This window comes from Pseudomonas sp. Seg1 (assembly GCF_018326005.1).
In the GTDB taxonomy this organism is placed as follows: domain Bacteria; phylum Pseudomonadota; class Gammaproteobacteria; order Pseudomonadales; family Pseudomonadaceae; genus Aquipseudomonas.
Window position 1 is genome coordinate 4,156,808 of sequence record NZ_AP021903.1, and the last position, 16,141, is coordinate 4,172,948.

14 protein-coding genes are annotated in these 16,141 nt (G+C 58.6%); 5 read left to right on the forward strand and 9 right to left on the reverse strand.

The features are described from left to right. Positions 1-13 precede the first annotated feature (13 nt). On the reverse strand, positions 14-1,261 hold the full coding sequence (locus KI231_RS18635; protein WP_212809486.1) for a TolC family protein: 1,248 nt from the start codon (positions 1,259-1,261) through the stop codon (positions 14-16). A gap of 411 nt (positions 1,262-1,672) precedes the next feature. Between KI231_RS18635 and KI231_RS18640 the strand changes: the two genes are divergently transcribed. The 4 genes from KI231_RS18640 to KI231_RS18655 all read left to right on the forward strand — a co-directional run bounded on the left by KI231_RS18640 (position 1,673) and on the right by KI231_RS18655 (position 4,726). Continuing rightward, a complete protein-coding gene (locus KI231_RS18640) occupies positions 1,673-2,347 on the forward strand; it encodes a heavy metal response regulator transcription factor (RefSeq protein WP_212809488.1) in 675 nt (224 codons plus the stop codon). Continuing rightward, on the forward strand, positions 2,344-3,777 hold the full coding sequence (locus KI231_RS18645) for a heavy metal sensor histidine kinase (protein ID WP_212809490.1): 1,434 nt from the start codon (positions 2,344-2,346) through the stop codon (positions 3,775-3,777). Before KI231_RS18640 ends, KI231_RS18645 begins: the two co-directional genes overlap by 4 nt. A gap of 236 nt (positions 3,778-4,013) precedes the next feature. Beyond that, the gene (locus tag KI231_RS18650; protein WP_224789363.1) at positions 4,014-4,352 is read left to right on the forward strand and encodes a type II toxin-antitoxin system Phd/YefM family antitoxin; all 339 of its coding nucleotides are present in this window, start codon (positions 4,014-4,016) and stop codon (positions 4,350-4,352) included. Continuing rightward, positions 4,349-4,726, forward strand: a complete 378-nt coding sequence (locus tag KI231_RS18655) for a type II toxin-antitoxin system VapC family toxin (RefSeq protein WP_100845719.1) — start codon at positions 4,349-4,351, stop codon at positions 4,724-4,726. Before KI231_RS18650 ends, KI231_RS18655 begins: the two co-directional genes overlap by 4 nt. 238 nt (positions 4,727-4,964) lie before the next feature. On the opposite strand, the gene KI231_RS18660 is transcribed toward KI231_RS18655, so the two are convergent. The 6 genes from KI231_RS18660 to KI231_RS18685 are packed head-to-tail and all read right to left on the reverse strand — an operon-like array spanning position 4,965 to position 10,915. Next, on the reverse strand, positions 4,965-6,707 hold the full coding sequence (locus KI231_RS18660; RefSeq protein ID WP_103305296.1) for an ABC transporter substrate-binding protein: 1,743 nt from the start codon (positions 6,705-6,707) through the stop codon (positions 4,965-4,967). Positions 6,708-6,755: 48 nt separating this feature from the next. Continuing rightward, a complete protein-coding gene (locus KI231_RS18665; protein ID WP_103305295.1) occupies positions 6,756-7,028 on the reverse strand; it encodes a DUF2160 domain-containing protein in 273 nt (90 codons plus the stop codon). Between the two features lie 10 nt (positions 7,029-7,038). After that, a complete protein-coding gene (locus KI231_RS18670) occupies positions 7,039-7,839 on the reverse strand; it encodes a carbohydrate ABC transporter permease (protein WP_003192012.1) in 801 nt (266 codons plus the stop codon). Between the two features lie 9 nt (positions 7,840-7,848). Next, complete coding sequence (locus tag KI231_RS18675; RefSeq protein ID WP_007912484.1) at positions 7,849-8,715, reverse strand: carbohydrate ABC transporter permease; 867 nt, start codon at positions 8,713-8,715, stop codon at positions 7,849-7,851. After that, positions 8,712-9,821: an ABC transporter ATP-binding protein gene (locus tag KI231_RS18680; RefSeq protein WP_212809493.1), complete on the reverse strand. Its 1,110-nt coding sequence runs from the start codon at positions 9,819-9,821 to the stop codon at positions 8,712-8,714. Before KI231_RS18680 ends, KI231_RS18675 begins: the two co-directional genes overlap by 4 nt. Next, a complete protein-coding gene (locus tag KI231_RS18685; RefSeq protein WP_212809494.1) occupies positions 9,821-10,915 on the reverse strand; it encodes an ABC transporter ATP-binding protein in 1,095 nt (364 codons plus the stop codon). Before KI231_RS18685 ends, KI231_RS18680 begins: the two co-directional genes overlap by 1 nt. A 382-nt stretch (positions 10,916-11,297) precedes the next feature. Between KI231_RS18685 and KI231_RS18690 the strand changes: the two genes are divergently transcribed. Further along, a complete protein-coding gene (locus KI231_RS18690; RefSeq protein ID WP_212809495.1) occupies positions 11,298-13,136 on the forward strand; it encodes a sigma-54-dependent Fis family transcriptional regulator in 1,839 nt (612 codons plus the stop codon). Positions 13,137-13,243: 107 nt separating this feature from the next. Here the strand turns inward: KI231_RS18690 and KI231_RS18695 are convergent, their stop codons facing one another. Together KI231_RS18695 and cysS are read right to left on the reverse strand one after the other, a co-directional pair. Continuing rightward, positions 13,244-14,452, reverse strand: coding sequence for an MFS transporter (locus tag KI231_RS18695; protein WP_212809497.1), 1,209 nt, complete (start codon positions 14,450-14,452; stop codon positions 13,244-13,246). A gap of 297 nt (positions 14,453-14,749) precedes the next feature. Beyond that, positions 14,750-16,132 (reverse strand): cysteine--tRNA ligase, encoded by a 1,383-nt coding sequence (gene cysS / locus KI231_RS18700; RefSeq protein WP_139054552.1) that lies wholly within the window; start codon positions 16,130-16,132, stop codon positions 14,750-14,752. Between the last annotated feature and the right edge of the window lie 9 nt (positions 16,133-16,141).

Below are 16,141 nucleotides of genomic sequence, written 5' to 3' on the forward strand. Positions count from 1 at the left end.
AAAAAGATGAAATTCAAGGGCTGACGGCGAGGTCGCCGAAGATTCGTTCGATGCGCACGCGGGCATCGGTGGCTTCGCTGACAGCCTGGATGTATTGGCTGCGCGCACTGATCAGAGTGCGCTGAGCATCAAGCACGTCGAGGAAGCCGAACTTGCCCATTTCGAAACCGCGCGTGGCGCTGTCCACCGCACTTTGCGCGGCGGGGAGGATGGTCTGGTTGAACGCTGTGACTTCGCCGTTGGCGGTCTGCCATTGCGCAAGGCTGGTCTGGATTTCCGTGCGCAAACGCAGTTCGGTGGCGTTGCGCAGATCCCGCGCCTGATCGGTGCGCCGCGCCGCCGCGAGGACGTTGCCCTGATTGCGATTGAACAGCGGAATCGGCATCGACAGCCCGACCACGTTGACCCGCTCGCGCTCGGTTTCGCTGTATTGACTGCCGAGGCTTACGGTCAGATCGGGGATACGCTGGGACTTTTCCAGGCCCAACGACGCTTCGCGCTGATCGATCTGCAGCTTGGCCAGACGCAACTCGGCGGTCTCGTTCAGACGCTCAAGCAAACGGTTCGGCGGCGGCACATTGGCGAGGTTTTGCGGGGCTGCTTGCACCGTGGTCGAGGTCGGCAACGGCGCACCTATGACCTGCGCCAATTGTTGATAGGCGTTGGCCTGATCGCGCTCGGCGCGGCTCAACTCCAGGCGCACTTCGGAGAGCTGCACCTGCGCCCTTGTACCTTCTACCGGCGATGATTTACCGGCCTCGATCCGCCCTTGCGCAACGCGCAAGCCATGCTCGGCCAGTTGCAGTGACTGGCGCGACAACTGCAAGCGTTGCTGCGCGGTCTGGGCGCCGTTGAACGCCTGAATGACATCGGCGCGCAAGGTGTTGCGCTTGCGCTCAAGCTCGATTCCGGCGGCATCCTGCGCACGGCTGGCGACGTCAATGCGCGCGCCGCGTTTGCCACCCAGTTCGATCGGCTGGCTGAGCTTCACTGTGGTGGTGCGGGATTCGCGGCGGGTGTCCTCGGCCTCCCACGAGACTTCAGGGTTGGGGATCAGGCCAGCCTGTTTGCGGTCGCCCTCGGCGATGCCGATTTCCCATTGGGCAGCGGCCAGATCGGGGTTGCCGGCGAATGCGGTTTGCAGGGCCTGCTCCAGAGTCAGGGTCGATGCAACCGCAAGGTTTGCAGTGGCCAGCAACAGAATGCCGCTGGCTATTTTTTTCAGGCGTGATCGCGCCGTCAGTTCTGTTAAACCTGGCAATGGCGTACTTCCTTTATTCAAGAATCTTTGATGGCGCCACGGTAGGGTTTTGAACTTATCGACAAGGTGACTGGAAGATTACAAATCCGTTATCCACGGTTGCAGGAAGTTGTTTTGCTCTAGCATGCGGAGTGCGCAACGCAACTATGCAATACATGGAAACAAATACGCCGAAGTTATCTGCTCAACAGCACTTGCCTGAACGCAATACATAGCTATTTGCACCTTCCTGCTGCGACAGGCTGTCGCAGATGGCCGAATTAAAGGGGTCAAACGTTGACCCTGTAGCCACTACAGCGTTTACCGTGCACCTCACTCAGTTATTTACTGCACTCGGAAGCCCCTACAAAAACAACAACTTTCCCGGCCACCCTTAATTAAATATCCATTAAATAGAAGTGGTGAAAGATCATGCGAATCCTTGTGATCGAGGACGAGCTTAAAGCTGCCGAATACTTGCATCAGGGTTTAACCGAAAGTGGCTATATCGTTGACCACGCGGCCACCGGCGCTGATGGTTTGCACCTGGCGCAACAACAGGTTTATGACCTGATCATTCTCGACGTCAATCTGCCCGAACTCGACGGTTGGGGCGTACTGGAGCAACTGCGCCGCACGCATTCGACGCGGGTGATGATGCTCACCGCGCGCGGGCGGCTGGCCGACAAGATTCGCAGCCTCGACCTGGGCGCCGACGATTATCTGGTCAAGCCGTTCGAGTTTCCCGAGTTGCTGGCGCGGGTGCGCACGTTGATGCGGCGCAGCGAAAACATCCCGGTACCGCAAGTGCTGAAAGTCGCCGATCTGGAACTCGACCCGGGCCGTCATCGCGCGTTTCGCGGCGCGCAGCGCATCGACCTGACCACCAAGGAATTCGCCCTGCTGCATCTGCTGATGCGCCAGTCCGGCGAAGTGCTGACCCGCACGCAGATCATCTCGCTGGTATGGGACATGAATTTCGACTGCGACACCAACGTGGTCGAGGTGTCGATCCGCCGGTTACGGGCGAAGATCGATGAGCCGTTCGACAATAAGTTGATCCACACCCTGCGCGGCGTCGGCTATGTGCTGGAGGCGCGCGAATGAAGCCCGCCAGCCTGTCGATGCGCCTGGGTTTGACGGTGAGTATTCTCGGTGCACTGCTGGTGGTGTTTCTGGCGATCCTTGCCTACTTCGCGTTGACCCATGAGCTCAATGCGCTTTCCAGAGACAGCTTGGAAAAGAAGGTGGAGCAAGTCGAACACAGCCTGTCGCTGTACGCCGATGCTGGTGAGATTCGCTCGAAACCGCATATCTTGCTCGATCAGGTGATGGGCCATGACAACCTCACGTTGACCATTTACGACCGCGCAAATCTGCGTACGCCGCTGCTGAAATCCGGCTCGGGACTGGCCGATCCACGGATTGAATTAAAAGCGGTTCGGGCGACCACCGAGCAGTTGAGCTACAGCGATAGCACTGATGCTGAAGGCGCAAAGTTTCTGACGGTGTCAAAGTTGATCCGCCTCAAGGATGGCAGCAGCGTACCGGTGTTGCTCTCGATGGATAACGCTCACGATCAGGCCTTGCTCAGTGCCTACCTGCGCTCGACGCTGATGGCCTTGCCGTTGCTGCTGATCTTCATTGGCCTGACGGCCTGGGGCGCGGTGCAGCGCGGGCTGGCGCCGATGCGCGAGTTTCGCAAAGTGGCGGCGATGGTCTCGACCCAGGATCTGGATCATCGACTGTCAGTGGTGAACATGCCGCAGGAACTGAGCGAACTGGCGCAGGGCATCAACTTCATGTTGCACCGCCTCGATGCCGGCGTGCAGCTGCTGTCGCAGTTCTCCGATGATCTGGCGCATGAACTGCGCACGCCGATCAACAACCTGATGGGCAAGGCGCAAGTGACGCTGTCGCGCGAACGCTCGGTGGATGAGTACAAGGATGTGCTGGTGTCGTGCACCGAAGAACTGGAGCGCGTGGCGCGGATTGTTTCGGACATGTTGTTTCTGGCGCAGGTCAGTCATCCGTCGGCGCTGGCGCCTTTTGAACAGATTGCTTTGGAAGAGGAAGCGTCGAAAGTCGCCGAGATGTTTTCGCTGTCAGCGCAGGACAAGCAGATTCATTTGAATGTGCTCGGCAGCGCCTCGGTGATGGGCGATCGGTTGATGATTCAGCGGGCGATTTCCAATTTGCTGTCGAACGCGTTGCGGCATTGCCCGTCCGGGAAAACCGTGACGTTGTTGATCGAACAAGGTGCCACGCAAAGCTCGCTGCTGGTCAGCAATCCCGGGGCCGGGATTGAAGCGCAACATCTACCGCATCTGTTCGACCGCTTCTACCGTGTCGACAGCAGCCGCTCGCGCTCACAAGGCAGTACCGGGTTGGGGCTGGCGATTGTGCGCTCGATCATGAGCCTGCATCAGGGTATGGCCGACGTAAAAAGCCTGCCTGGCGCGATGACCGTGTTCAGACTTGAATTTCCTGCGGTGACTCCAACGACCCCATCGCTGGCAAGCCAGCTCCCACAGTGATTTCGGGTGTACCCGGAATTTGTGAGCACCACAGAAACCTATGGGAGCTGGTTTGCCAGCGGTGGCGATGGCGCTGGGTCAGTCGATATTTTTGTACGATTTTTTACCGATTTGCTCCCGTCCCCACACAAACGCCGAAAGCTCTCGCCGCAACCTCCGTTTTGTCCTACAGCCAGTTTGAGTACATAGCTCTATGGTGGAGGCATGGCAGATGGAAAACCGACGAGAGGCTAAAAATGAACAGGGATATCGTTTGCGAATGGGCTGAAGAAGTCTATGGTTTGGCAGCGTTGAAATATTCTGGCTATATTTGTCCAGAATACAGGGGTGAGCTGATGATCATCGTTCCGCTGGCTGAAGCCAAAAACAATTTATCCAAACTCGTCGATGATGCCGCTGCTGGCCAAGTCATCACGATTGCCAAGCATGGGCGGGCGATGGCTCGCCTCGTTCCCGTAGGAAAACCCAGCGCTCAGCGTATTGGCGCAATGAAGGGCAAACTGGTGTTGCCCGACGATTTCGACTCACCATTGCCAGATGACATGCTTGATGCATTTGAGGGCACTCAAGCATGAGGCTTCTGCTCGACACGCACATTTTGCTCTGGACGCTCAGTGATGACGCCAGACTGTCCGGCAAAGCCAGAAAATTGATTGAGAACGCCGCCGAAATCTACATCAGCGCCGCCACCTTCTGGGAAATGGCGATCAAGGTCGGGCTCGGCAAGCTGAATGTTGATCTGGAAGAAGTCCGCCAATATTGTCTCGACAGTGGCTTTATCGAACTGCCTGTGACTGCAGAGCACGCCATCGCCGTTAAGGATCTTGAGCACCATCACCGGGATCCGTTTGACCGCATTATCGTGGCCACAGCAATGACCGAACCGATGAAGTTGCTCACGGCTGATCCTTTGGTTGCTCGGTACACCGATCTGGCTGTTTTAGTCTAACCACCGCCCCTGAACCTGTGGGAGCCAGCCTATTGACGATGGCGGCGGGTCAGTCGATATCAATGTTGAATGTCAGATCGAATCGCTTGCAGGCAAGCTCCCACAGTGGTTTCGGGTGCACTCGGAATATGTGAGTGACTCAGAAACCTGTGGGAGCTTGCCTGCAAGCGAAAGCGGTAGATCAGGCGCCAAAAAAAACGGCACCTCACGGTGCCGTTTGCTCTTCACATTTCAGCGTTTACTTACGCGCATCCGCCCACGATTTCAGCAGTTCGTTGTAGCTGACGGTCTCGCCCTTCGGCTTCTCGTTGGCCAGTTTCGGTTTCGGTGCGCCCGGTTGATCAAACCAGTACTGAGCATCCCGTTCCGGGTTCATCTTCGGCGCACAAGTGGCCTGAGCCTTGGAGCGTTCGAGGCGCGTCATGATCGCGTCCTGATCCTTGGCCAAGCCATCCAGCGCCTGTTGCGGGGTTTTCTCGCCGCTGGCCGCTTCGGCGATGTGGCTCCACCACAGTTGCGCCAGACGCGGGTAGTCCGGCACGTTGGTCCCGGTCGGGGTCCATTGCACGCGGGCCGGGCTGCGGTAGAACTCGACCAGGCCACCGAGTTTCGGCGCCAGATCGGTCATCGCCTGCGAATTGATGTCCGACTCGCGAATCGGCGTCAGACCGACGATGGTTTTCTTCAGCGATACGGTTTTCGAGGTCACAAACTGCGCGTACAGCCACGCCGCCAATTTCTGTTTCTCAGGCGTGGATTTCATGAACGTCCACGACCCCACGTCCTGATAGCCGAGCTTCATGCCCTCTTCCCAATACGGCCCGCGCGGCGACGGCGCCATGCGCCATTTCGGCGTGCCGTCGGCGTTGACCACCGGCAGGCCCGGTTTGGTCATGTCGGCGGTGAACGCGGTGTACCAGAAGATCTGCTGAGCGATGTTGCCTTGCGACGGCACCGGCCCGGATTCGGAGAAGGTCATGCCCGCCGCTTCCGGCGGCGCGTAGGCCTTGAGCCAGTCGACATATTTCTGCGTGGCGAACACCGCCGCCGGGCCGTTGGTGTCGCCGCCACGGGTCACGCTGGAGCCGACCGGGTGGCAGTCCTCGACGCGAATCCCCCACTCGTCCACCGGCAAACCGTTGGGCAGACCTTTGTCGCCGCCACCGGCCATGGAGAACCAAGCATCGGTGAAGCGCCAACCCAGCGACGGGTCTTTCTTGCCGTAGTCCATGTGCCCGTAGACGCGCTTGCCGTCGATTTCCTTGACGTCTTCGCTGAAGAATTTGGCGATGTCTTCATAGGCCGACCAGTTCACTGGCACGCCCAATTCGTAGCCGTACTTTTCCTTGAACTTGGCTTTCAGGTCGGCACGCTCGAACCAGTCGGCGCGGAACCAGTAGAGGTTGGCGAATTGCTGGTCGGGCAGTTGATAGATCTTGCCGTCCGGCGCGGTGGTGAACGAGATACCGATGAAGTCCTTGATATCGAGGGTCGGTGAGGTGAAGTTCTTGCCTTCGTTGGCCATCAGGTCGGTGATCGATTCGGTCTTGCCGTAGCGAAAGTGCGTCCCGATCAGGTCCGAGTCGTTGACCCAGCCGTCATAGATATTCTTGTCGGACTGCATCACCGTCTGCATTTTTTCGACCACGTCGCCTTCTTGCAGCAGGTCGTGGGTGAGCTTGATCCCGGTGATTTCGGTGAAGGCCTTGGCCAGCACTTTCGACTCGTATTCGTGGGTGGTCAGGGTCTCGGAAACGACCTTGATTTCCATGCCGCGAAACGGCTCGGCAGCCTTGATGAACCACTTCAATTCTTCGAGTTGCTGATCCGCCGTCAGGGTCGACGGTTTGAATTCACTGCCGATCCATTTTTTTGCCGCGTCTTCGTAGGCATCAGCCCACGCGGCGGCGCTCAAACCGCTGAGTGCCAGCATGGCTGCCAATGAAATGCTATGTCGCAGCTTATTGTTTTTGTCGAACATAGAGACCTCCTGTTTAGGATTTCGGAGCACGGTTGCCGATCGATTCGACTAGCCCCAACGCATCACAGCCAACAGCCACACCAGGGACAACGCGGACGCCACCCAGATGCTCCAGTCGGTGGCGCCGATGACCAGCAAATGCAGGTAGGCGCTGCCGAGAAGACCGATAAACAAGCGATCGCCACGGGTGGTGGCAATCGGCAGAAAACCTCGCCGCAGGATGCTCGGCGAGCGCAATTCCCACGTGGTCATGCCCACCAGCAGCAGACCAATGGCGATGAAGAACCCCGCTGTCGGGGTGGTCCAGCTCATCCATTCCATCATCAGTTCCTCAGACTCGACCGAGGGCAAAGCCCTTGGCCACGTGGTTGCGCACAAACCAGATCACCAGCATGCCCGGCAGGATGGTCAACACCCCCGCTGCCGCCAGCACGCCCCAGTCGATCCCCGACGCCGACACCGTACGGGTCATCACCGCAGCAATCGGTTTGGCGTTTACCGAGGTCAACGTGCGCGCCAGCAGCAGTTCGACCCAGGAAAACATGAAGCAGAAAAACGCCGTGACACCGATGCCGGAGCCGATCAACGGGATGAAAATCTTCACGAAGAACTTGGGAAAACTGTAGCCATCAATGTAGGCGGTTTCGTCGATTTCCTTCGGCACACCCGACATGAAGCCCTCCAGAATCCACACCGCCAACGGCACGTTGAACAGGCAGTGCGCCAGCGCAACGGCGATGTGCGTGTCGAACAAACCAATCGACGAATACAACTGAAAAAACGGCAGCAGAAACACCGCCGGTGGCGCCATGCGGTTGGTCAGCAGCCAGAAGAACAAATGCTTGTCGCCGAGAAAACGATAGCGGGAAAACGCATAGGCTGCCGGCAGCGCCACGCTCAGCGAGATCACCGTGTTCAGACTCACGTAATACAGCGAGTTGAGATAACCGGTGTACCAGCTCGGATCGGTGAAGATCACTTTGTAGTTCGCCAGCGTGAAATCCTGCGGAAACAGGGTCAGGCCGCCGAGGATTTCGGTGTTGCTCTTGAAGGACATGTTCAGCAGCCAGTAGATCGGCACCAGCAGGAACAGGATGTAAACCAGCAACGGAATAAGCTTTCTTTTGCTCATGGCCGGGCCTCAGCGGTTGGCGTCGGAGTGCGTCATGGCGGTGTAGAACAGCCAGGACACCAACAGGATGATCAGGAAGTACACCAGCGAAAACGCCGCTGCCGGACCGAGGTCGAATTGCCCTACAGCCATCTGCGTCAACGTCTGACTCAAGAAGGTCGTGGCATTGCCCGGCCCGCCGCCGGTGAGCACGAACGGCTCGGTGTAGATCATGAAACTGTCCATGAAGCGCAGCATCACCGCGATCAGCAGCACGCTTTTGAGCTTCGGCAACTGAATATGGCGAAACACCGCCCACGCCGAAGCGCGGTCAATCCGCGCGGCCTGGTAATACACGTCGGGAATCGCGCGTAAGCCAGAGAAGCACAGCAACGCTACCAACGAAGTCCAGTGCCAGACGTCCATCACCAGCACCGTGACCCAAGCGTCCATGGTGTTGGCCGCGTAGTTGTAGCTGATGCCCATGGCGTTGAGGCTCGACCCGAGCAAACCAATGTCGGCGCGGCCAAAGATCTGCCAGATCGTGCCAACCACGTTCCACGGAATCAGCAACGGAATCGCCAGAATGATCAGTACCACCGAGGACCAGCGGCCCTTGGTCGGCATGGTCAGGGCGACGGCGATGCCCAGCGGAATTTCAATCAACAACACGCAGGCCGAGTAGATGAACTGGCGCAGCAACGAGTCGTGCAGACGCGGATCAAGCAGCACCTGCTTGTACCAGTCGGCACCGACGAAGTAGCGGCTGGACTGGTCGAAGATGTCCTGCACCGAATAGTTGACCACGGTCATCATCGGTATCACTGCACTGAACGCCACCAGCAGGAACACCGGCAACACCAGCCACCAGGCCTTGTTGTTCTGCACCTTGTTCATGGCTGCACCTCATCATCGGCTTCAAGCAGAAACTCATCGGCATAAACCATCAGCCACTGCGCCGGAAAACTGATGTACGCGGTGCCCTGGGGCACCGGTTTGTCTTCGGCCAGACGCACTTTCAGCGGCGCGCCGTCGAGATTGAGGGTCATGATCTTGTAGGTGCCAAGGTCTTCGACGTGTACGACCCTAGCCTGCATCGCGTCGTCAAATGGCTCGTCCCACACGTGAATGAACTCGGGGCGGATGCCGACCTTCAGATTTTTCCACTGGCCGTGTTCGATATGTCGCTGCATGGCGTCGGACAACGGCAGGTGTGTCGAGGCAAAACCGACGCCGCCGGGTTGTGGCTGCACCTCGATCAGGTTCATCCCGGGGCTGCCGATGAAATAGCCGACAAAGGTGTGGCTCGGCCGCTCGAACAATTCCCGTGGCGTGCCGAACTGGACGATCTGGCCGCCGTACATCACCGCGATCTTGTCGGCGAAGGTCGAAGCCTCCAGCTGATCGTGGGTGACGTAGACCATGGTGATGTTGAACTGCTCGTGTATCTGCTTGAGCTTGCGCCGCAGTTTCCACTTCAGGTGCGGGTCGATCACCGTCAGCGGTTCATCAAAGAGGATTGCCGAAACGTCGTCACGGACCAGACCACGGCCCATGGAGACTTTCTGTTTTTCATCGGCGGTGAGGTTACGGGCCTTTTTGCTCAGCAGGCTTTGCAGATCGAGAACCTCGGCAATTTCCTGCACCTTGCTGTGCACTTTCGCCTCGGCCATGCCCTGATTGCGCAGAGGGAAGGCGAGGTTGTCGAACACGGTCATGGTGTCGTAGACCACCGGAAACTGGAAAACCTGAGCGATGTTGCGTTTCTCCGGGGTCAGGTCGTTGACCGCTTTGCCGTCGAACAGCACATGGCCCTGCGAGGGGCTGAGCAGGCCGGAAATGATGTTGAGCAAGGTCGACTTGCCGCAACCCGAAGGTCCGAGCAAGGCATAGGCGCCGCCCTGTTCCCAGACGTGGTCCATCTCGCGGATCGCGTAATCCTCCGCGCCGCCGGGGGTTTTGCTGTAGCTATGGGCGAGGTGTTGCAAATGGATTTCGGCCATCAGGCAACCCTCGCGACGCGCCGGCCCGGTGCTTGCACCAGTCGGCCCTGCGCATCGAAAACGAACAGTTTGTGGGTCGGGATATAGATGCGGATCGGCGCATCGACGTCGTATTCGTGAACGCCAGGCAGGTGCAGCACCAGCAGGAAATGCTCGTTGCGCACGTGCAGGAAGGTTTCCGAACCGCTGATCTCGGCGACTTCGACGGTCACCGCCAATTCCAGATCGTCATCGTTGCTCGGCACCAGCGAGATGTGGCTCGGGCGTACGCCGAAACGGAACTCGCCCTCGCCCACCGGACGCAAATCGACGTTCAACGGGAAGTGCACAAAATTGGCGAAGCTGACTTCGTTGCCGGCGATGCGCCCGGGCATCAGGTTGATCGGTGGCTCGGAGAACAATTCCGCCGCCAGTACCGATTGCGGCTGGTGATAAACCTCGGTCGACGGGCCGCTCTGGATCACCCGGCCTTCGTGCAGAATCGTGGTAGTGCCGCCCAGCGCCAGCGCTTCGTTGGGCTCGGTGGTGGCGTAGATGGCGATGGTGTGGCGCAGCTTGAACAGCTCGCGCATTTCCTGGCGCAGTTCTTCGCGCAGTTTGTAGTCGAGGTTGACCAGCGGCTCGTCGAACAGGATCAGTTCGGCATCCTTGACCAACGCGCGGGCCATGGCGGTGCGCTGTTGCTGACCGCCGGAGAGTTCCAGCGGATAGCGTTGCAGAAACTTCTCGATGCGCAGCATCTTCGCGGTTTCCTGCACCTTGCTGTAGATAATCTCTTTTGAGACACCGGCCTGCCGCAGTGGCGAGGCGATGTTCTCGAACACGGTCATGGTCGGGTAGTTGATGAACTGCTGATAGACCATCGACACGTTGCGCAAACGCACCGGGCGCTGGGTGACGTCGACGCCGTTCATCAGGATGCGGCCGCTGTCGGGTTTGTCCAGACCGGCCATCAAACGCATCAGACTGGTTTTGCCGGACAGGGTGCGGCCGAGCAAAACGTTGAAGGAACCGGGTTCGAATTTCAGGCACGCATCGTCGATCCAAGTCTGGCCTTCGACGGTACGGCAGACGTGCTCCAGGGTGAGTGACATGGCTCGGCCTTTTTATTATTGGAGTCAAGCGACCGAGACAGTAGAGCGACATTCGTGCCAGAAATGGCAAGTGGTTGATTTGTCGTGAAAATCGTTGAAAGCGTGGGGATTGGGCGTTCATTGCTGAACACATTTGAACAGTTGGGCGATTGACAATGAACAATAGTGAACAACACTCTATGAACGCTTTTTGCCCGATTTCGTGAACACTAAAGATCCCTTGTAGGAGTGAGCCTGCTCGCGATAGCGGTCTATCGGACATATATGTATTGACTGACACACCGTTATCGCGAGCAGGCTCACTCCTACAGGGGATTTGTATAGGTTTCGAAGATTGGGTTCATAACAACAATAAAAATCGCTGCATCAGAGGCCCATTGCCATGGCCGCACCTGCCCCGCCGCTGTCCCACGACGCCCTCGTCCAGAGTTCCTGGCAACGTTGCCGCGCGTTCGGCCTCGACCACCAAAGCACTCCGGCCTTCGATCAGCTGCCCGCCGCCGGCATCGCGCAGTTGCTCGACAGTCAGCACTCGCTGGTGCAGACCACCCACCAGGAAGTGCTGCCTTACTACGAGAACATCCTCAGTAATTCCAATTGCCTGATCATGCTCGCCGACAATCAGGGCCAGGTGCTGACGTCGTGGGGCACGCAGCGTTTTATCGAACCCAGTCTGGCCCGGGGTTTTCAGGCGGGTGCAAGCTGGATGGAACGTTGCAGTGGCACCAATGCCATCGGCACTGCGCTGGCCTGTGAGCAGGCGGTACACATTGAACACGATGAGCATTTCCTCAAGGCCAACCGCTTCATGACCGGCTCCGCCGCGCCGATTTTCGACGCCGAGCGCAAGGTGATTGCGGTGCTTGATGTGTCCAGCGACAGTTATCTGCCGCCCTCGCACACTTTGGGCATGGTCAAGATGATGAGCCAGACCGTGGAGAACCGGCTGATCCTCAACCTGTTTCACGGCCAGCACTTTCAACTGACCTTCAACACCGGGTTGAACAACCTCGACAGCCAATGGGCCGGGCTATTGATTTTTGATGAGAGCGGTCAGGTGCTGTCGGCCAATCGTCGGGCCGACAATCTGTTGGGCGTGCGCTTGTCGCGGGTCAGCGTCGAGAGTCTGTTCAAGGTGTCGTTGCTGGAGTTGATCAATCAGCCGGACGGTTTACCGTTTGCCTTGCAGACCTCCGGTCGTAACCGCTTTCAGTGTCTGTTGAAGCGGCCGAAACAGGCGCCGATTCAACCGCGCGTTTTTGCGGCTGAACCGAAAACTGCCGCGCCCACCGCCATCAGTCTAAACACTCTGCACTTCGGCGACAGTCGCGTTGAAAAAGCCGTGCGGCAGGCGGAACGGTTACTGGAGAAAGACATTCCCCTGTTGATTCACGGCGAAACCGGGGTCGGCAAGGAAGTGTTCGTCAAAGCCCTGCATCAGGCCAGCTCACGGAGCAAACAGGCATTTATCGCCGTCAATTGCGCGGCGATCCCCGCTGAACTGGTGGAGTCTGAGCTATTTGGCTACGAGAAAGGCGCGTTCACCGGCGCCAACCAGAAAGGCAGCATCGGCCTGATTCGCAAGGCTGACAAAGGCACGCTGTTCCTCGATGAAATCGGCGACATGCCATTGCCGACCCAGGCGCGGTTATTGCGGGTGCTGCAGGAACGTTGCGTGCAACCGGTGGGCAGCAGCGAGTTGTTCGCGGTGGATTTGCGGATTATCTCGGCGACCAACCGCTCTTTGAGGGAACAGGTGCAATTGGGGCGGTTTCGTGAGGATCTTTATTACCGCATTGGCGGACTGACTCTGGAACTGCCGCCGCTTAGGGAGCGCAGTGATAAAGAAGCGTTGTTTAAACGACTGTGGGAACAGCATCGTGAACCGACGCAATGGGCAGGGTTGAGCCGTGAAGTGCTGGAGCTGTTTGGCCGTCATCCGTGGCCTGGGAATCTGCGCCAAGTCAGCAGCGTGATGCAGGTGGCGCTGGCCATGGCCGAGGAACAACCAGTGCGGCCGGAGCATTTGCCGGATGATTTTTTTGTCGATCTGGAGATGGAGCCGGTGGAGAGCGTGCAGCCGCTGGGTCTGGATTTGAATGATGTTGAAGCGTTGAATCGGGAGTTGAAGGCGGCTGGTGGGAACATTTCGCACTTGGCGCGTCGGTTGGGGGTTAGTCGCAATACGCTTTATAAGCGGTTGCGGCAGTTGGGCGGTTAACAGCGAAGATCAAAAGATCGCAGCCTGCGGCAGCTCCTGCACGGTGTACACCATCCCCGTGTAGGAGCTGCCGCAGGCTGCGATCTTTTGACTCTAAATCCACGCAATCACTGGCACGTCGACTCTACCTGTGTCGCTGACGCTAAACCGAGCGTGCGCAACCCAATCAACACAACCGCCATCATCATCACCCCCGCACCAATCGCCACCCCGAACCCCGCACGCGCGCCATAAGCATCAATCACCGGCCCCGCGAGCATGCCCCCAAGCGCTACGCCAATGCTGATGCCAGTGGTCATCCACGTCAGCCCTTCGGTCATCCTGGACGCAGGGATGATGATCGTCCCCAGCTTCATGACCACGACCATGGTGGGCGCAAACGATATGCCCGCGATAAACAGCATCGCTGACAGGACATAAACATCTGTTGCGAAAACCGGCAGTACGCCGGTCACGGCCGTGACCAATATGCCAATAAAGAACTGTTTTTCGATCGGCAGGGAAACCCGTAATGCACCGAACGTCAGGCCCGCCACCAGGGAGCCGAACGCATAGGCAGCGAGGATGAAGGTGGCAGACGCTGGCCAGCCTTGGGCATTGGCGAACGCCACAACGGCGACATCGATTGCTCCGCCAATGACCCCCATCGCCAACAACGCCAGCACGATGGTGCGAACGCCGGGAATCAACAAGGTGGAGCCGGTTTGGTTCTTGTGGCCCAAGACCACTTTCGGTTCGGTCTGGCGCTGCAGGAGAAAAGCCGTCACCCCGATGGCCAACAGCGCCACCGCCACAAGCGGCCCGGCTTCGGCGAAAAAGCTCACACTCAAACCGATAGCCAGCGGCGGACCGATGATGTAAGCCAGTTCGGTCAGCACCGTATCCAGAGAGAACGCTGTGTGCAGCTGCGGTTTGCCACGAAACAGCTGCGACCAGCGAGCCCTGATCATCGACGGCATGCTCGGCATCGTTCCCGCCAGCGCGGCAAGCACGAAGAACAATGCGGCAGGAGCCCTCATGTAAACAGCGAAGATCAGCGCCAGCAGCATGACAACGCTGAACGCCGTGACGATGGGCAGCACGCGGCTCTGGCCGCGCTGATCAACCAGTTTCGAGATGCGCGGGCCGAGCAGCGCATTGGCCAGGGTAAACGTACCGGCGACGGCGCCGGCCAGCCAGTACACGCCTGTTTGCTGCACCAGCATGGTGATGATGCCAATGCCGATCATTGCCTGCGGCAAGCGGGCGATGGAGCTCGCGAGCACTAACCCGGTGGCGCCGGGGGTCGTTAGAAGCTCGCGATAGTGATTAGCCATGATTTCTCCATTTTATAAACGTCGCTGATCAGCATCCGGCTGCATGCGCGCAGCCAGTGTTGACCACGTCCGACATCAAGACCTACGCGAACAGCAAAAGCAACCTTGGCTAAGCAGCAGAAAAACAAAAACCCGCACAAGGCGGGTTTTGTTTTGATCGTTCCCACGCTCCGCGTGGGCATGCAGCCCGGGACGCTCTGCGTCCCTGCAAAGCCGAACGCGGAGCGTCCGAAGAGGCATTCCCACGCAGAGCGTGGGAACGATCATCGCGGCGGATGTCTCCAGCAGGTACAGCGATCAGTCAGCCAGACGCCAGGTAGTCCCACCCTTGCCATCTTCCAGCACCACACCCATGGCGGTGAGCTGGTCGCGGATGCGGTCGGATTCGGCCCAGTCCTTGCCGGCACGTGCTGCCAGACGCGCAGCAATCAGCGCATCAACCTCAGCCGCATCGACACGCCCTTCAGCGCCCGCTTGCAGGAAGTCATCAGCCTCAAGCTGCAACACACCCAACACGCTCGCCAGCTCTTTCAGACGTGCCGCCAAACCCGCCGCCGCATCGAGATCGCTCTCACGCAGACGGTTGATCTCACGCACCATCTCAAACAGCACCGCACAGGCTTCCGGCGTGCCGAAGTCGTCGTTCATCACCGTGGTGAAACGCTCGACGAACGCTTCGCCGCCAGCCGGCGCAACGCTCGGCAGGCCTTTCAACGCGTGGTAGAAACGCTCGAGTGCGCCTTTGGCGTCCTTGAGGTTGTCTTCCGAGTAATTGATCGCGCTGCGGTAGTGGCTCGACACCAGCAGATAACGCACGACTTCCGGGTGGTACTTGTCGAGCACGTCGCGAATAGTGAAGAAGTTGTTCAAGGACTTGGACATCTTCTCGCCATTGATTCGGATCATGCCGCAATGCATCCACGCGTTGGCGTAGGTCTTGCCGGTGGCCGCTTCGCTCTGGGCGATTTCGTTTTCGTGGTGCGGGAATTCCAGATCGCTGCCGCCGCCATGAATGTCGAAAGTCTCACCCAGGCAGCAGGTGGACATCACCGAGCACTCGATGTGCCAGCCCGGACGCCCGGCGCCCCACGGCGATTCCCAGCTTGGCTCGCCCGGCTTGGTGGCTTTCCACAGCACGAAGTCCAACGGATCCTGCTTGGCTTCGTCGACTTCGATCCGCGCGCCGATGCGCAGGTCTTCGATCTTCTTGCGCGACAGTTTGCCGTAGCCCATGAACTTGGCGACGCGGTAGTACACGTCGCCATTGCCCGGGGCGTAGGCGTAACCCTTGTCGATCAGCGTCTGGATCATGCTCAGCATGCCCGGAATATGGTCAGTGGCACGCGGTTCCATGTCCGGCTTGAGGATGTTGAGGCGCGCCTCGTCCTCGTGCATCGCCGTGATCATGCGCTCGGTCAGTGCGTCGTACGGCTCGCCGTTTTCGCGGGCGCGATTGATGATCTTGTCTTCAATATCGGTGATGTTGCGCACGTAGGTCAGGTTGTAACCGCTGAACCGCAACCAGCGGGTCACCAGGTCGAACGCAACCATGCTGCGGCCGTGGCCAATGTGGCAGTAATCGTAGACGGTCATCCCGCAGACGTACATGCGCACATTGTTGCCATCGAGCGGCTTGAAGACTTCTTTGCTCTTGGTGAGCGTGTTGTAAATCGTCAGCACTTTTAATTT